The sequence below is a fragment of the Ruegeria sp. HKCCA4812 genome, from assembly GCF_013034245.1.
Lineage (GTDB): Bacteria > Pseudomonadota > Alphaproteobacteria > Rhodobacterales > Rhodobacteraceae > Ruegeria.
The window spans coordinates 532,856-549,797 of sequence record NZ_WQFQ01000002.1 but is presented as its reverse complement, the minus strand read 5'-3'; the positions used below and the strand labels follow the sequence as shown (position 1 = coordinate 549,797).

The window sequence follows — 16,942 nt, the reverse complement described above, 5'->3', positions numbered from 1 at the left end:
GACCGAGCTCTGCTAAGGGCTGGCAGAAGCTCGAAGCTATTAATACGCCACCAATAGGTGACCGCTTACATATTGTGTCTCAATCCCAATCCGAACCGATCAACCAGTCTTTGACTGTGCTTCCAGACAGCGGCAATAGCAACCGCTATCTGGCATCGTTTGTGAATTGCCTACTGCAATTGCAGGTTTTCGGCGGAGGTCTTGCCGCGCATCCGGTCTTCTTTCAGATCGAAGCCGACCTTTGCGCCTTCTTTCAGGCTATCGAGGCCAGAGCGCTGAACGGCACTGATGTGTACGAACGCGTCGCCGCTGCCGTTATCCAACTCGATGAAGCCGTAGCCTTTGGTTTCGTTGAACCATTTTACTGTTCCGGTAGTCATGAGATTATCCTTTCAATGACATTTGCGCCTGCCAGGATTGGCCAGGCTGCTTGCTGCGCTCATGCAGCAGGTTGGGTGAACTCACCAATATTGGAGAGCATTCGCATAAGACCGTCTTGCGCCTGAGCCGGATCAATCTTGTGTTGTTTGTATCCGTTCTGCTTGCGTGCTACGTGGTCTACCGCTCGCAGTTTGGCTGAAAATTCCGCTTTGGTAGTACGGGGCTGCAGCTTCTCATCGCGGCCTTGCTCTGCAGGCAAGTCTTGAGCTTCGGAGCCGCTTGGCAGCCTGTTGCCGATCAGCTTTTCGATATCCCGCAGGAGGGACATCTCTTCGCGATCACACAGTGAAATTGCGGTACCGGTTCTGCCTGCGCGAGCGGTCCTGCCGATGCGATGCACGTAGGATTCCGGTACATTCGGAAGCTCATAATTCACCACATGAGACACATCGTCGAAGTCGATGCCCCGTGCCGCAATATCGGTTGCCACAAGGACGGTGGTCGCCCCTGTCCGGAACCCCGCCATGGCGCGTTCGCGCTGAGGCTGGCTTTTGTTCCCGTGAATGGATGCGGAGTTGATCCCGGCGGCAAACAAATACTTGCAGACGTTGTCAGCCCCGCGTTTGGTGCGCGTGAAAACAACGGCGCGATGCACGTCCTTGTCCGACAGAATGTCTGCCAATACACGGCGTTTGTCCTGCTTGGCCACATGCCGGACGCTCTGCGCGATCCGTTCAATCGGCGTTGAAACAGCCGCCACCTGAACCTCTGCCGGATCGTTCAGGAAGTCATCGGCAAGCTTTCTGATCTGCCCCGGCATTGTTGCCGAAAGCAGTGCCGTCAGGCGTTTCTCGGGCAGTTTTGCCATGATCTTGCGAATGCTGGGCAGAAAGCCCAGATCCAGCATCTGATCAGCCTCATCCACCACAATGGCTTTGGTCGCGGACAGATCGATGACGCCTGTGCCAAGGTGGTCGAGCAAGCGTCCTGGTGTTGCCACCACGATGTCTATGCCGGCACTGAGGGCCTTGATCTGCCCTCCGGGACGCACGCCTCCGACGACCAAGGTCGTGGAAATGCGGCTGAACTGGCTGTAAGCACGGATATTGTCTACGATCTGCGCCGCAAGCTCGCGCGTGGGCGTCAGGATCAATGCGTTGCAGTGTTTTGGAGCGGGTTTTGATTTCTCACGCTCAATCCGATTCAAAAGAGGCAATATGAATGAGGCGGTCTTTCCCGTGCCGGTCTGAGCAATGCCAATCACATCGCGCTCAGAAAGTAGCAGCGGAATGACCTTGGCCTGAATGGGCGTGGGGGTCGAATATCCTTGAGCCTTGATGGCCTTCAGGATTGGCTCGGCAAGGCCGAGGGTGTCAAATGTCGTCAAAAGCGTTTGGTCTCGTGCCATAAACGCGGTTCACCGCTATCGGCACTTGGTCTCTCTAATCTACTGGGAAGCTCGTATGAAATAGCCGCCGTCGTTTCGTTGCTCTCAAGGAGCTATTCAAGACAACGATCTGGGGATCACGGGCGAGAATACTTTGCCGCTGATTTGGTCATCCACACGCGGCGTTGCGCTTCTCCTACAGGGCAAAGGTTAAGAAAGCAACAACTCATTTAAGAGCAGACATTTGCCAAGGTTACGTTTGTCCGCAAAGCCGGAATAGCAAAGTCTTGGATTGAATGTCCGGTTTGCTGATTGCCGCCATGTCCTCGGCGAACGGAGTGGCGGATTTGTCCGCGATCTGTGAATTCAGGCTCGCCCAAATTTTGCTGTCGCAGCGAATGTCGGCAAAGCGGGTTGCAACCGCAGCATCGAGACGGGTGGCAGATGTCGGCTATGGGCCGAGTTTAAGCGAAGGTAGAGAGTTTAGTGCGCCGAGTGCAGGCAACAGCCGGGTGGCACCCGCATAGGAGGCTTTCGCTGTGAACTCTAACTCTTGAGCGCAGGAGATACATTGAGTTCCCGCGATGCGAAATAGCGCGTAAGGTTCAGAAATCGCGATCTTTGCAAGAACGGCTTTTTTACCAATCACGCCGGACTTACTGAGTTTCGGTGAGTTCAATCAGTTCAACTGAAGGTTCGCGTGAGGTATCTAAAGGAAGCTTGGCCACCGCAAGACTCGGATCCGTGAAGTCGATCGCGCCCACATCTACCATACGAACATTTCGGTTCCATTGCGTGTGATAGTAGATGCGTTTGTTTGTGAGGTCGCTGGCGGCGGTCCACTGGGTCGCGCTATAAATCAGGTCTTCGGTTTCCTCTGTAGCGGCATCACCCTCCGCCGCTGTGACGGGAATGTTGAAATTATCCAGGATGCGAAAAGCCTCCCGTACGGTGTCAAAACCACCTTCGGTCTCTCGTGCGGTCTAACTGAACGCCACTGCCCTGACAAACCGGGATGGGGGTGTAAAGTCCCCTGGCAATCCCAGCATACCGCTCCCGGCGCCAAGAGGTGCAAACTGTTGGCCCCCGGCCTCAACAGGCGGAAGCGCCACAGCCGAGAGGTTGAGGTAGTTATTGAGATTGGTGATGTGCCAATCGTAATTTGGAGCATTTGTTATGACACCCAGAGGGGCTTCGAAAATTGTAGGTTTACCTCCGATGTACTGAATGACGATTGCCTCGCCACTCGGGTCCGATACCATGAAGTGGAGCGGTGGTGGAATTCCTATCGCCGGTTCGACGACCGGCACGACACGTATACTCTCCAGGGCAGATCTGACATCAGACACTGAGCCATACTGTGTCGCGATGAAGCCCGCGAAATCGGACGAACCCAGAGAGACTGAAGCAGAGTCCGGCTCATAAATTTGGTATTCGGTAAACCCCGGCAAATAAAACGTGCCAACGACAAGACCTTCCTCGTTCATGACGTCACCAAATAGAGGCTTACCCAGTGCCGTGATCCCTGCCACACCATAGGTCGTGGACCATTCATGGCCCGCCGCGCCATCAGGCATAACGGACGCGTTCATTTTTGTGCCGCGAGGAATAACAAGAATCTCTGGCGCAAGGTCAAAGGTCCCCCACTCCAGCGTCCGTGCGAATATGGTGGTACCGTCAGCACCCGTCAATGTGATGCCTGTACATGCGTAGCTGGCCGTCGCAAAAATGCATGATGCTGTGACTGCATTTAAAACTGAGTGTTTCATCCAGGTGAAAAGACCGATGGCGACGTCTCCTTTTTAAAGTAATTTTCTGGATCGAACTCAATGGCCGTATCTTCGCAAAACCGATGAATAGAGGCTATTAATTTCCGCTTTTGGGTCGGATGTTGTGGCTCCGATTGGTTGCTTTGCTCAGCTATCGCGGTGTCTTGCAGTTATGGTTGTACACCACGCAGAATTGACAGCTGCCCGGGAAGTATCTTGCACGTGTTAATGTTATTAGCAGCTTAGAGCCGTTCTGGATAGGGCGATGGCACCAGACTGGTGAACATGTTGCAAACAATCTTGCGGCAGTGAAGAGTCCACCCAGTCGTCGCGGGTCGGTGAAGACTGGGTGACGGAAGTCATAGAACAACGCCTCTACTCGACGGGAGCTGAGGCTTTTACAGCTTTGTACCGACCCGTGGGCTCGTGCTACAGGCGGAGTACATGCACCGAACACTGTGCGTGTCGAACGACGAGAGCAGCCGTGGAACCCAAAAAAAACTCTTTCATCCCAGGTTTGTGTGAAGCGAGGACAATACAGTCGATGCCATGTTTGTTTGCGTATTCGGTGATTGCGCGACCTGCCGATTGACTCTCAAGCAGGACAGACGACACGTCGGCCTCATTTTTTAGGCGTTCGGCCAAGCGCGCCTTAGCTTTTTGGAGAGATTTTTCTGCGATCCCTTCATCCATATAGTACATTATCTGTCTGTTTGGGGGCTCATGGATATGCGCGGCAGTGATTTTTCCACCTTCGGATAGAAGGGCATGTGCCGCCGCAAGTGCGTGTTCACTGATGCCATGTTCCAGAGACAGCGCGACTAGAATATTTTTGTACATTTCAAACCTCCGTATTTAGGTCTTCAGTTATCTGCTGCTAACTCGCCGCTCCTACTTCATCTTCGGGAGGGCGCTCAGGCACCCCAGCCGCAAGATTGGGGTGCGTGCTGTTTCGTCTTGGGCTTTTGCGCTTTCCCGTCGTTACCTGCTGAGCAAGAGGTCCGGCAGGAACAGGGCCAACTCTGGTACAAAAGTTGTCAACATCAGCGTTGGGAGCCAGGCAAAGACTATGAAGATCAAAGTCGGCCACAGCATGCGCGAAACCGGTTCATCACAGACCTGCGCACCAAGATAGAGCAGAGGTGCAGTCGGAGGGGTGATGTTCGCCATACCTAAGTTTACGCCAATCACGGCCGCGAAATGGATAGGATCCATGCCGGTGCTCTGCGCGATGGGCAGTAGGATTGGTGTTGCCAAAAGCAGACCGGAGATATCATCCATGAGCATTCCGATCAGGATCATCACGACGTTGATCATCAGAAGGATCACAACTGGATTGTCCGAAACGGAATAAACCAGATCTTTGGCCAACTGAGGTGCACCCTGTGAGATCAGGTTGTCTGACACGATCAGAACCATGAAGATCATGACCATGACCACGCCAATCGTAACACCGGAATTCTGGATTGTCTGAGCCAGTGTTTTCCAGGTCAGTCCACGGTAGAAGTAGATCGCGATCGGGATCGAGTAGACCACTGCGATACCCGCAGCCTCGGTTGGCGTCATTATGCCGCCATAGATTCCGCCCAGAATGATCAGTGGCATCATAAGCGCAGGCCCGGCCAGGCGCGCCTGTACTCCGAATGTCGGCAGAAATGGTTTAGGACGTTCCGTCAGGTTTATGTCGTCATACTTCCGAAGCAGGAACTGATTTACGACGATCAAAAGGGTGATCAGGATGATCGCCGGAATGACGGTGGACAAGAAGCACTTTAGTACATGCTGCTGTGCAACCCAACCATAAAGGATGTGCGACGAACTCGGTGGGATCAACAGACCCAAGGGGCTGGCCGCGACGATCAAAGCCGCAGATTGCCCACCCGGATAGTTGGCCTTTTTCAGATGGGGCATCATGATGCCGCCAATACAGGTCAGCGTTGCGTTCGCACTGCCGGAGATGGAGCCGAACACACCGCAGGCTAGTACCCCTGCAGCGCTCAATCCACCTTTGATATGACCAATGAACATTTCAGCCAGAGAGACAAGAGGGGCGGCAATTTTACCTTTTTCCATGATGCCTCCGGCGATCATGAAGAGCGGGATCGCCAAAAGCACCAGTGAACGGATGCCCGTAGAGCCGGTCGGCAGATAGCCGGTGATGGATTGATCTCCGACAATTGCGATGAAGATCAAAACCGATCCGAATGCCACATATACGCTAACGCCCAACAGCAGCATAAAGCAGACAATAAGGAGACTTCCTCCGATGATCATTGGGTTTCTCCTTTTTGCATTTCTGATCTCAAGGGAAGACCAAGTCCCTTGCGGATATGCACGTACAAATATGCCGCCGTGAACGTAGCCATGAGGCCAAAGGCAATCATGATCGCAATCCGCCAGGTCACAAACGGAATGCGCAGCACCGGGGTTGCGCGCAGCCGGGGGAATGAGAAGTCATCAAGCAGCGAGACATAGCAGGCGTACATGAGGAACAGGATCACCGACACCTCGACTGTCAGGACCACAAAGCCGCGCCACCAAATCAACCGAGGGTTTTGGATCACGATGCCAAGAATGTCCGCGTTGATGTGCAGGTTGCGGGCAGAGGCCAGAACAGCACCTGCAAAAAAGCCGATGATGCTAATGCCCAAAAGCCATTCTTCGTAGGCAAAGAGATCACCGCCAAATCCATACCGGATGACAACAACTGCCCCAAATGTGAACGCCATCAGGAAACCGGCAAACATAACGATCTGCCTCATGGCAAAAGCCACTGCTTTCAGTGGATACCCAATAACAACTGGCAGCTCATCGGTGATTTTTTGCGAGCTCTTCTTTTCCGCGCTTTCGACGACCAACGGACGCTCTGCTTCAGTGCTAGACATCTTTCTCCCTCCCTTTGTTGAGCTAGAGACGAAAAAAGGGCCAACTGATTAGCTGGCCCTTCATCTCAGTGTTTATTGCTGTTCTTTTGCTGCCAGCAGGCGGTCGATGATGTCCTGACCGACGTTTTGTGCCATCGCGGGCCAGACCGTTTCCTGGACATGAGCGGCCATCGCAGCCTGTTCTTCGTCGCTCAGGCGCAGGATGGTGTAGCCTTTGTCGAGCAATTTCTGACCGAATACTTCGTCGTTCTCGCGGTTGTAGGCAAAGAAGTCTTCGGACGCCTTGGTCATTGCGGCCTGCAGTGCGGCACGCTGTTCGTCGTTCAATTTGTCGAGTGTCCGCTGCGACGCATAGAACGTTGTCAGTTCCGAGATCGAGTTGTACTCGACAAAGTGAGTGCCAACATCCGACTTTGCGAAGATCGAGTAGGTCGCGGTCTTGGTGCAGCAGATGGCCCCATCGACAATACCGGCCTGAAGTGCGGGGAAAATGTCGCCCCATGCCATGGTTGTCGCTTGATACCCTAGTTCTTCAACCATTGATTTCACGACGCTGGACGACCAGACGCGAATGTTCATGCCCTTGTCGTCAAAGGTGTTCCAGTTTTCAGGTTCTTGCGACGAAACGATGCCAATGAACCCTTCGGGGTTCTGCGCCATTACCCGCACACCGTATTCGTCGGTGATCTCTTGCAGGATGGTGTTAAACTCGGAATCCATGTTGAGAAGCGTGCTTTCCATGTCATCCCAGCCGCCCAGCAGGAACGGCATTGACAGGAATTCCAGGCGTGGATCGGTATCGGCATAGATGAACGCCGATGCCAGGTCGATATTGCCGCGTGCTACATCTTCGAACAGCGCCTCACCCGAACCCAGTTGGTTTGCCGGGAATACTTCGATCTTCAGGCCAACGTCTGCTGCCGCGACATCCGCTGCGACCTGCTCCATCATTTTCGTGCCCTGATGGTCAATCGGGAACACGCCGGCAAAGCGCAGTGTAATGTCTTCCGCTGCGGCTGCTGTTGAGAGTGTGGTTGCAGCAAGCAAAACAGCGCCACCCATCGCGCCGAGGGCGCGGCGGTTAATCTTCGTAATCATTAAGGTTTCCTCCTCAGTGGTGTGCGTCCCGCCGCATTGCGCGCGACGGGACAATTCTTTGCTTCAATTCAGCAAAGTTCCGGGGCGACGAACTCGTATCCGAGATCATCGGCCACAGCCTTGTACGTCACCTTGCCGTGGGCCACGTTCAGGCCGTTCATAAGATGACGGTTGTCCGCAAGCGCCTGCTTCCAACCATTGTTGGCAATAGCCAGAGCGTGCGGCAGCGTGACGTTGTTGAGCGCGTAGGTTGATGTTCGGGCGACTGCGCCCGGCATGTTGGCGACACAATAATGAACAACGTCGTCCACAACATAGGTGGGCTCTGCGTGTGTGGTAGCTTTGGTCGTTTCAAAGCAGCCGCCCTGGTCGATCGCCACGTCCACGACGACCGCACCGGGTTTCATTTTCGAAATCAACTCACGTGTGACCAGCTTGGGCGCAGCAGCGCCCGGGATCAGAACCGCACCGACAACCAGATCGGCGTTGGTGACTTCTTCTCCCAGCGCAGCCTTGGTCGAATAGACAACTTTGGCCGACGCCTCGAAATGGTTCTCCAGCTTCTCCAGAACCGCAGGGTTGCGGTCCAGAATGGTCACGTCCGCGTGCAGGCCGACGGCCATTTGCGCTGCGTTGAAGCCAACGACGCCACCACCGATGACCACAACTTTGCCGGGCTTCACGCCGGGCACCCCACCTAGCAAGACACCCAGACCGCCCTTTGCCTTTTCCAACGCGCTGGCACCGGCCTGAATCGACATGCGACCGGCAACCTGGCTCATCGGTTTCAGCAATGGCAGCCCGCCATTGTCGTCTGTGACGGTTTCATAAGCGATGCAGACCGCACCAGAATTGACCAGATCTTTGGTCTGCTCCGGGTCGGGGGCCAAATGAAGATAGGTATAAAGGATCTGACCTTCACGCAGCATGGCGCGTTCCACGGCCTGAGGCTCCTTCACCTTCACGATCATCTCTGCATTGGCGAAAATATCGGCCGCAGTTGCGGCAATTTCGGCCCCGGCGGCACGATAGGCGTCGTCATCTGCACCAATGCCCGACCCGGCATTGGTCTCTACGATGACGTTGTGGCCATGTGAAACCAGTTCCGCGACGCTTTCGGGGGTCAGGCCGACCCGGTACTCATGGTTCTTGATTTCCTTGGGAACACCAATGAACATGTTCTTCACTCCTTGGATCGGATGATCATTTTGCCGTTGGCATGACGAATTCGGCACCTTCCGAGATGCTTTCGGGCCAGCGCTGCATGATGGATTTCTGCTTGGTGTAGAAACGAACGCCCTCTTCGCCATAGGCGTGCATGTCGCCGAACAGGCTCTTCTTCCAGCCGCCAAAGCCGTGCCAGGCCATGGGAACCGGGATCGGAACATTTACACCGACCATGCCGACCTGAACCTGCTTGCCGAACTCACGCGCAACGTTGCCGTCACGGGTGAACAACGACACGCCGTTGCCGAACTCGTGGTCGTTGATCAGTTGCAGACCTTCAGCAAAACTCGAAACGCGGACACAGGACAGGACCGGGCCAAAGATCTCTTCCTTGTAGATCTTCATGTCAGGCGTGACGTTGTCGAACAGGGTACCGCCAAGGAAATAGCCTTCCTCGTGCCCTTCGACGGTATAGTCTCGGCCATCGACCAGCAGGTCCGCACCTTCTGCGACGCCGGAGTCGATGTACCCTTTGATCCGGTCCCGCGCAGCGGCCGTGACAATCGGGCCCATCTCGGCGTCCAGTTCGAGGCCGTTTTTGACCTTCAGGGTTTCGGCACGTTCTTTCAGAACCGGCATCAGCTTGTCGGCGGCATCGCCAACCAGCAGGGCAACCGAGATGGCCATGCAACGCTCTCCGGCCGAACCATAGGCCGCGCCGATCAGGGCGTCGGCGGCTTTGTTCATGTCGGCATCCGGCATCACCAGCATATGGTTCTTCGCGCCGCCCAGAGCCTGAACGCGCTTGCCGTGGCGCGCACCGACCTCGTAGATGTAGTTCGCAATTGGCGTCGAGCCGACGAAGGACACGGCTTTGACGTCGTCGTTCTCCAGCAACGCATCCACCGCAACCTTGTCACCCTGAACCACGTTGAACACTCCGTCGGGGAAACCGGCTTTCTGCATCAGATCCGCGTACAGCAGAGAGGCCGACGGATCGGTCGGAGACGGCTTCAGGATAAAGGTATTGCCTGCGGCGATGGCGATCGGGAACATCCACATCGGCACCATGACCGGGAAGTTAAAGGGAGTGATCCCGGCGACAACGCCCAACGCCTGACGCGTTGTCCAGTTGTCCATGCCAGTGGAGACCTGCTCCGTGTAATCGCCCTTGAGGAGTTGCGGAATGCCGCAGGCAAACTCGATGATATCAATGCCGCGCTCAACTTCACCCTGCGCGTCGGTGAACACCTTGCCATGCTCAACCGTGATGGCACGTGCCAGATCGTCCTTATGCTCGCGCACCAGAGCCAGAAAGTTGTTCATCAGGCGGGCGCGGCGGATCGGCGGAGTGTTCGACCACTTTGGGAACGCTGCTTTGGCGGCGGCCACTGCGTCGTTCACTGTCTGTACAGTCGCCAGCGACACCTCGCCGGTTTGCGTTCCGGTTGCGGGATTGAAAACCGGCTGAGTATTCTCACCGGAAGGAGCAGTGATTTGGCCATTAATGTAGTGGCCGATCAAAGCGATCGGGGATGCATCTTTCATGATGTCAGTCCTTTTTGGGGTTAGAAGTCAGGGGTTATGGCAAGTCAGCCAATACCTCTCCAAGTGTTTGACAGAGTGTCGCTATTTCGGGTTCCGAGATGATCAGTGGTGGAGACAAGGCGATGATGTCACCTGTGACACGGATCATTATTCCGGCGTCCCAGGCCCGCTTCATGGCGTCATAGCCTCGTGCCCCCGGCGTGCCTTCTCGTGGTGCAAGCTCGACCGCGCCCACCAATCCCAGATTGCGGATACCGATGACGTTCGGCAGACCTTTGAGGCTGTGAAGCTGATCCTCCCAGGGCTGCGACAGCAATGCAGCACGGCGGAATAGATCATTCTGCTTGTAACTCTCCAGCGTTGCCAGCGCGGCCGCGCAAGACACTGGATTGGCGGAATAGGTATAGCCGTGGAACAGCTCAATCGGCGCATCGGCATTTTCCATAGCCGAGTCATATATCTTTTCGGATACGATGACCGCTCCCATCGGAATGACACCGTTAGTCAGGCCTTTGGCCGTCGTGATGATGTCCGGCTTCACATCGAAGTACTCCGATGCTGTCGCGGCCCCCAAACGACCAAAGGCGGTGATGACCTCGTCGAAAATCAGCAGGATGCCATGGCGGTCGCAGATTTCGCGTAGCCGCTTCAGGTATCCTTTCGGCGGCAACAGCACACCGGTGGACCCGGCCATAGGCTCAACGATCACGGCTGCAACGGTCGACGCATCGTGAAGCGCGACCAACCGTTCCAGATCGTCCGCAAGTTCAGCGCCGTGTTGCGGGCATCCACGTGAGAATGCGTTTTTCTCCAGATCATGGGTATGGCGCAGGTGATCGACACCGGCGAGAAGCGTGCCAAAATGCATACGATTCTTAACAATGCCGCCGACCGAGATTCCGCCGAAGCCGGTGCCGTGGTAGCCGCGCTCTCGCCCGATCAAACGGGTGCGGGCCCCGTCACCGCGCATCCGGTGATAATGCAGCGCAATCTTGAGCGCTGTATCAACGGACTCGGAGCCAGAGTTGGTGAAAAAGGCGTGATTCATTCCCTCAGGCATCATCGCGGTCAGCTTTGCCGACAACTCAAACGCCTGAGGGTGGGAGAACTGGAAATTCGGCGCATAGTCCAACTCGTGCACCTGCCTCTGTACCGCTTCGACGATCAGCGGATCACGATGACCTGCGTTGACGCACCACAGTCCGGCGGTACCATCCATGACCTTTCGGCCATCAGAACTGGTGTAATACATCCCGTCGGCCGACTGGATCATTCGGGGCTCGCGAAGGAAATCACGATTGGCTGAAAACGGCATCCAAAACGATGACATTGTGTTGGGTTGATCAAGCACGTTCATTCCTCGTGAGGCAGATTTTCATTTGATGCCAAATCTTTGCAGAGTTCAGGCATTCCGCACACCCGGCTTTGTGGGAATCTGTAAGTTGTTGAAAAACAGACCGTGCTCACATAAAGTGCTTTCGATCAAAAGCGAGAAATCACTGAGGTAACGGTTTTGTCATCAGATTTGGAAACGGCTCGTCGCCTAAAACTGATTCGTACCTCAAAGGGTCTCAGCCAGCGTGAGATGGCCAAGCGTGCTGGAGTTGGTAGCGGGACAATTTCTCAAATCGAAAGCGGATCGACCCAACCCTCTGTTGCTTTGCTCAAGAAGATTCTGGCGGGCGTTGATATCAATCTGGGGTTCTTTTTTAGTTTCGAACTCAAAAATGAAGACAGCTTTTACTTTCCCCATGGAACTATGCGCGATCTTGGGTCACCTGGGGTTTCCTATTTGTTGGTTGCAGGTGAGCGCCGAGACAGGAAACTACAGATGCTGATTGAGGAGTACGAAGTAGGTGCTGACTCGGGTCGAGCTGAACTGTCTCACGAAGGTGAGGAATGCGCTGTTGTGATAGAAGGACGGCTGGAAGTCACGGTAGACGGGCAGTCCAGGGTCTTGGGTCCAGGAGATGCGTATTACTTTTCGAGTATTCTGCCACACAGGTTTCGGAATGCCGGAGATACGTCCTGCAAAGTAATTAGCGCATGTACTCCTTCGTCGTTCTGACCAAACAAATGAGTTCAACTATAAGAGTGTTCAATATTTTGCGTTAAAGCCACATTCGACAATCAATTCAAACTAATAAAATTAGGCCGACTTTCTTACGTGATTCTGAAAAACAAACCAACTTCAGATTTCGCAGCCGCGGCGAATGTCCGGTAAGCGGGCTGCGACCGCAGAAACGGGAAGGTGGGGCGAAGGTCCGCTCTGGGCCGCTTATAACAAGTAGCGGAAAGAAATAACGGTATCACCTTAGATATCAGCGCTATCGCTCAGATTGAAGTAAGTTGGCTACGCCAATTCGCTGGCCATTGACTTCAGGTGACGCATGTCGGTACCGCAGCACCCTCCAAATACTTGGATCGACGGATTCTGCCTCGCAATCGAGGCAATCTGTTTACCAAGTTCAGCTGGATCGCCTTCGTCCAGCTCATCTGCTTCGTCAAGTTCCGCATGCGAGCAACTCGAAGCGTTTGCCACCAAGCCTTTAAGTCGGGGGTGGTTATCAAGCGCTCCGGCGAAATGGGTCGGATGAGCGCAGTTGACCATAAAAAACAGCGCCGCCGAGTCGGTTGCCTCGTCGATCTGATCAATTCCGTCCACAAGCTTGGTCCCGTCCGCCAGACACCCGTCCGTTTCGACAACCAGAGACATGATGATCGGCAGATCTGCGTCTCCGGCGGCGAGGATGCATCCCGCAGCCTCACTTGGACGGTTGAACGTATAAGCGGTGACCAGGTCGACGCTTGTGTCTTTCAGGCTGTGCATTTGAGCGGCGTGGTATTGGCGTGCATCTTCGACCGTCACCGGAGGGATGTCGGCGTAAGGGTCATAGCGCGGGCCGATACAGGCCGACACCAGTACATCATCGCGAGCGGCAGCCTGGCGCACCTCCTCCATTAGACTGACCGCATCTTTGTTTACCTCAACGAGGCGGTCTGCATCGTATCCTAAGGGCGCTGCGCGGTCGGCGTTCGCCATCCATGTGGGCGCGTCAAGGATGCATCCGATACTCATTTCACGGGTGAGATCGACAAGAGCCTTCATTTGACCGGCCAGTATTGCCCTGGTGCCAGGTTCTTCCAGCAATGGAAACGATGCGAAACCAGGTAACTCAACGCCATGATTGAATATCAGGTCGGTGCCAGTGCCGGCATAAACCAGAAAGGTCTTGTTACCTTCGAGTGGGAACTGTCGCGCCATTCTGATCCACACCTATTGACGTCAAGTCTTCACAGAAACCTACATTGTCCCGGGTCTCCTGTGAACCTTAGGGTGGCGACAGAGTGTATTCCGTGAGCACGACTCATCTTCCCGGGCAACTCTCAACCGCAGCGAAATTCTCCTTCTGTGGGCCGCACTACAGCGTCATCAAGCCATAGCCAATGGCAGGTTTGGGCCGGAGCCTTTTTGCATCAGGCATCCGTCATATGCTGGACCAGTGAGGTCAGCTGTCTGTCGCCGTGGCCATCTTCCCAAGCCGTTTTGGTGCGGTCATGCATCAACTGGATGAAATCAGCTGGCGCATTAAGTGAGAGATAGGTCTTCAACGCATCCTGTTGCGCCATCGCGTAAACCTTCAGAGAGGCTTCCGCACTGTCGTAATCCTCAAACGGAACAGTTCTGGCAAAGAGATCATGGTAGTCATTGACCAGTTTGATCGTGGCAGGGAGTTGGTCGGCATAAATCTGCATCGGGATGCCCGCTTTTTGGCAGACAAGTGCACCGTAGATCATTCCGAACATGAACCCCTGTCGAACCGTGAAGAGGCCGGCAAAGAGCGCGGCAAGTGCCGTTGGATTCTCTCCAACATGGGCGGACTTTCCACCCAATTCTCTGATGATACTGCCATAGCGGTCCCAGGTTCCGGCACTGCCCACCGCAAGGATTGTGGTTTCGTCACCACCAATGCCGGAAGGGTAGGCATTGATCATGCCCAGCATGTAGTCAGCCCCCTGTCCCTCAAGGATGGCGACCAGTCTATCGGCATCTGAGGTATCGCCCGTGCTCATGTCACAGATGGTCTTACCCTTAAGCGAGACGCTCAGCCCGTTGACCAGGTCAACAGTTTCCTTGTGGCACTTGATACAGATGATGACAAAATCAGACGCCGCAATAGCATCATTCGGTGAAGAGCAGATCGTGGCTCCAGCCTCAGCAAAAACCTCTGCCTTTTCCGATGTGCGGTTCCAAACGCTGACTTCGTGGCCTGCCTTGAGCAAGCAATGCGCCAGCGCTGAGCCCATATTGCCCAGTCCCAAAACAGCAATTTTCATGATGTTTGTCTCCGGTGGTCGCCAATGAATTACTGCACCAGCATGCGCCGGCATCCGGGGATCACATAGTTGTAAATTTTTCTATATTATTAGATCATCTTACTTATGGATTGGCGCACACTTCCTTCTTTGACATCTCTCAGAGCCTTCGCCGCCGCTGCCGAGTTTCGAAATCTGACCCGGGCGGCAGAGGCACTGAACGTGACCCATTCCGCAGTCAGCCAGCAAATCCGCGGGCTCGAACAACATCTCGACACTCGGCTTATCACTCGTACCCGACATGGCATTTCTCTGACATCGCAAGGCGAATTCCTGTCAGCTCGCCTGCTTGAAGCTTTCGCTGAAATGGCCTCCGTGACCGAGAGCGTGTCGAGTGCAGAGGCGGTTCGACCGTTGGTGGTTAGCGCGACTCCAATGTTTTCAAGCGCGTTCCTCATGCCGCGTCTGTCGATGTTTGTTGACGAATTCCCCGATATCGAATTGAGGATCGATTCAACGATCCAGGCTGTCGACCTGAAGCCGGGCGGAATTGATATCGCCATCCGATACGGAACAGGTCACTGGCAAGGGCTTGACTCGCAGATGCTGCTGCCAGGTTGTCTGACGGTCGTCGCGTCCCGCGAACTAGTCGGAAACCGGATGCTCACGAATCCTAAAGAATTGCTTGATTTCACGCTTCTTCAGGAACAAGCGTCAGTCGAGTTTGACCTATGGTTAGAGAAAGTCGGAATTCCGACCGACGCCGACCGGAGAGTTGTCCGCGTGCCGGGCAATATGCTGCTGGATGGCATCCGTCGCGGCGATGGTATCGGGGCGACGGTACCGGCTTTTGTTTCTGACGAGCTGAAGTCGGGACAACTCGTGGCGCTGTTCGACGATCCAATACCGCAGATCGGCTACTACCTTGTCACTGTGCCGGGCCCGGTTCGACCAGCGGCAAAGTTGTTCATGCGGTGGCTCTCGAAATCAATTACCGAATATGAGAAAAGCCTTTTCCGGTGGACGCCCTCTCACTTGCTGTAGGCAGTAAAGAGCACCGATTAGAGTCAATTTGGGACTGACTTGCCGTATATGACTGTGCGTACAGTGCGCGAATTGGCGCCGGATATGGTCATGTTCCCGCAACTTGGCGTTCGTAATCCACACCATCATACCACCCGAGCGATTTGGTGACGTTCAGGTTGTCGTCTAAGTCCCATTCTTCCCAGCCCGAGAAACGAACATGGTTACCAGTCTCTTTATGATGGCCTTCGAAAGTCCACGCATAAACCGTGTGGTGATCGGCGACGAGAACCGTGTCGAGGTTAAGAACGAGGTTAGGGAAGTCAGCCATAAAACCCGCCGCCATGTCGCCAATCTCCGTCCGGCTCTTCATTGGGTCGCCACCGTTCATTATCATGATTGCATGTTCAGCAAATCTTCCGGCGACATCGCCAGGCGCCCGGTTTGTCCATGCAGCGCAATGATCTTGAGTTATGCGGCGGGCGGTTTGTACATCAGGTGTCATCTATATTTTCATGGTCTAAAAATCGCGAAAACACATGGTTGCAGAAACGTTAGTCGGGCCTCTGAAAGCAATCAAGTTTGCTTAACAGCGCTTCTCAACGATGGCAGGTTTGTTTGCCTCACGGCCATCCGCTCATTGAAATTTCTGCGTTTTGAACGAACGGCAGCTTTCGGGAAGCCGATAGATGAAATCTGAGAGATACCGAATGTCGGCTGTGGGCCGTCACCACTTGCGCCAGCTCAAGCCCATGGTTGCGGCAATGGATTCGGGACAGCCAGCTTGCACTCGGGCTCGATAGGCGCGCACCGAAACGCCATTCTCAAGCGCCGTTATCTCCCATTCGTCATCCGGATTGGGTGATATGTCTCGCGTGCCTTCAGTCGCAGCCCTCTCCCCTGACCAGCCGCGCCTGAGGCGTGCTTTGAATGTGCTGAAAGCTATCCCGTTTTCTTCGGCGACTGGCCAAGCTGGTAGACCGTTGTCCAATTCGGCCAGACTATCTCTTTTCCGATTTTCAAATGCGCCTCGATCCAATGGAAACTCGACATGCTCGCACCGAACTGTCCAAAGCTTGGTGCTATCCTCGACATCCACCAAATCAACAACACTGGCATCCGCGAGCGGTAGCGGTGCGAGACTGTAACGACTGCATAGCCACCAGGCATATTCGTGACTGGCAGCCTTTCCGATAACCTTTCCGCCTAACGGCGCTACCAAGTGAATCACGTTTTATCTCCCTCTAACTAACCGCATGACTGCCGGGTGACAAGTATCGTTTCATCTCACCTAATCACCGCGATCAGGCGAAAAAAGATGTCAACGGCAGATTATCCGACGCCGCAGTGCGGCAGCAAAAGCGTCA

The 16,942-nt window shown here is 54.6% G+C and carries 16 protein-coding genes; 2 read left to right on the top strand and 14 right to left on the bottom strand.

All coding sequences use genetic code 11. From position 1 onward, the window contains the following. Positions 1-170 precede the first annotated feature (170 nt). From GOW04_RS09985 to GOW04_RS09940, 10 genes are all read right to left on the bottom strand, one after another. Entirely contained in the window at positions 171-380 is a 210-nt protein-coding gene (locus GOW04_RS09985) for a cold-shock protein (protein WP_170329064.1), read from the bottom strand. Positions 381-439: 59 nt separating this feature from the next. Continuing rightward, the gene (locus GOW04_RS09980; RefSeq protein ID WP_217356916.1) at positions 440-1,789 is read right to left on the bottom strand and encodes a DEAD/DEAH box helicase; all 1,350 of its coding nucleotides are present in this window, start codon (positions 1,787-1,789) and stop codon (positions 440-442) included. 962 nt (positions 1,790-2,751) lie between these two features. Beyond that, positions 2,752-3,537, bottom strand: coding sequence for a linear amide C-N hydrolase (locus tag GOW04_RS09975; RefSeq protein ID WP_171232423.1), 786 nt, complete (start codon positions 3,535-3,537; stop codon positions 2,752-2,754). 429 nt (positions 3,538-3,966) lie between these two features. Then, positions 3,967-4,377: a universal stress protein gene (locus GOW04_RS09970; RefSeq protein WP_171232422.1), complete on the bottom strand. Its 411-nt coding sequence runs from the start codon at positions 4,375-4,377 to the stop codon at positions 3,967-3,969. A gap of 141 nt (positions 4,378-4,518) precedes the next feature. Beyond that, complete coding sequence (locus GOW04_RS09965) at positions 4,519-5,811, bottom strand: TRAP transporter large permease (RefSeq protein ID WP_171232421.1); 1,293 nt, start codon at positions 5,809-5,811, stop codon at positions 4,519-4,521. Further along, the gene (locus GOW04_RS09960; protein WP_254430107.1) at positions 5,808-6,395 is read right to left on the bottom strand and encodes a TRAP transporter small permease; all 588 of its coding nucleotides are present in this window, start codon (positions 6,393-6,395) and stop codon (positions 5,808-5,810) included. The genes GOW04_RS09965 and GOW04_RS09960 overlap by 4 nt, the downstream gene beginning before the upstream one ends. A gap of 99 nt (positions 6,396-6,494) precedes the next feature. After that, on the bottom strand, positions 6,495-7,484 hold the full coding sequence (dctP, locus tag GOW04_RS09955) for a TRAP transporter substrate-binding protein DctP (RefSeq protein WP_171232488.1): 990 nt from the start codon (positions 7,482-7,484) through the stop codon (positions 6,495-6,497). Positions 7,485-7,588: 104 nt separating this feature from the next. Continuing rightward, on the bottom strand, positions 7,589-8,698 hold the full coding sequence (gene ald, locus GOW04_RS09950; RefSeq protein WP_171232419.1) for an alanine dehydrogenase: 1,110 nt from the start codon (positions 8,696-8,698) through the stop codon (positions 7,589-7,591). 25 nt (positions 8,699-8,723) lie between these two features. Beyond that, positions 8,724-10,235, bottom strand: coding sequence for a CoA-acylating methylmalonate-semialdehyde dehydrogenase (locus GOW04_RS09945; protein ID WP_174830320.1), 1,512 nt, complete (start codon positions 10,233-10,235; stop codon positions 8,724-8,726). Between the two features lie 34 nt (positions 10,236-10,269). Further along, entirely contained in the window at positions 10,270-11,592 is a 1,323-nt protein-coding gene (locus GOW04_RS09940) for an aspartate aminotransferase family protein (RefSeq protein WP_171232418.1), read from the bottom strand. A gap of 156 nt (positions 11,593-11,748) precedes the next feature. On the opposite strand from GOW04_RS09940, the gene GOW04_RS09935 reads away from it, so the two are divergent. Further along, the gene (locus GOW04_RS09935) at positions 11,749-12,303 is read left to right on the top strand and encodes a cupin domain-containing protein (RefSeq protein ID WP_171232417.1); all 555 of its coding nucleotides are present in this window, start codon (positions 11,749-11,751) and stop codon (positions 12,301-12,303) included. Positions 12,304-12,588: 285 nt separating this feature from the next. Here GOW04_RS09935 and GOW04_RS09930 read toward each other — a convergent pair whose 3' ends face one another. After that, positions 12,589-13,500, bottom strand: coding sequence for a homocysteine S-methyltransferase family protein (locus tag GOW04_RS09930; RefSeq protein ID WP_174830319.1), 912 nt, complete (start codon positions 13,498-13,500; stop codon positions 12,589-12,591). 212 nt (positions 13,501-13,712) lie between these two features. Continuing rightward, on the bottom strand, positions 13,713-14,627 hold the full coding sequence (locus GOW04_RS09925; RefSeq protein WP_171232416.1) for an NAD(P)-dependent oxidoreductase: 915 nt from the start codon (positions 14,625-14,627) through the stop codon (positions 13,713-13,715). 51 nt (positions 14,628-14,678) lie between these two features. Here GOW04_RS09925 and GOW04_RS09920 point away from each other — a divergent pair, with 51 nt between their 5' ends. After that, the gene (locus tag GOW04_RS09920; protein WP_171232415.1) at positions 14,679-15,596 is read left to right on the top strand and encodes a LysR family transcriptional regulator; all 918 of its coding nucleotides are present in this window, start codon (positions 14,679-14,681) and stop codon (positions 15,594-15,596) included. A gap of 88 nt (positions 15,597-15,684) precedes the next feature. Here the strand turns inward: GOW04_RS09920 and GOW04_RS09915 are convergent, their stop codons facing one another. Both GOW04_RS09915 and GOW04_RS09910 read right to left on the bottom strand, forming a co-directional pair. Next, positions 15,685-16,080 carry a nuclear transport factor 2 family protein gene (locus tag GOW04_RS09915; protein WP_171232414.1) on the bottom strand — a complete coding sequence of 132 codons (396 nt, stop codon included), beginning with the start codon at positions 16,078-16,080 and terminating at the stop codon, positions 15,685-15,687. 222 nt (positions 16,081-16,302) lie between these two features. Then, entirely contained in the window at positions 16,303-16,806 is a 504-nt protein-coding gene (locus GOW04_RS09910) for a hypothetical protein (protein ID WP_171232413.1), read from the bottom strand. Between the last annotated feature and the right edge of the window lie 136 nt (positions 16,807-16,942).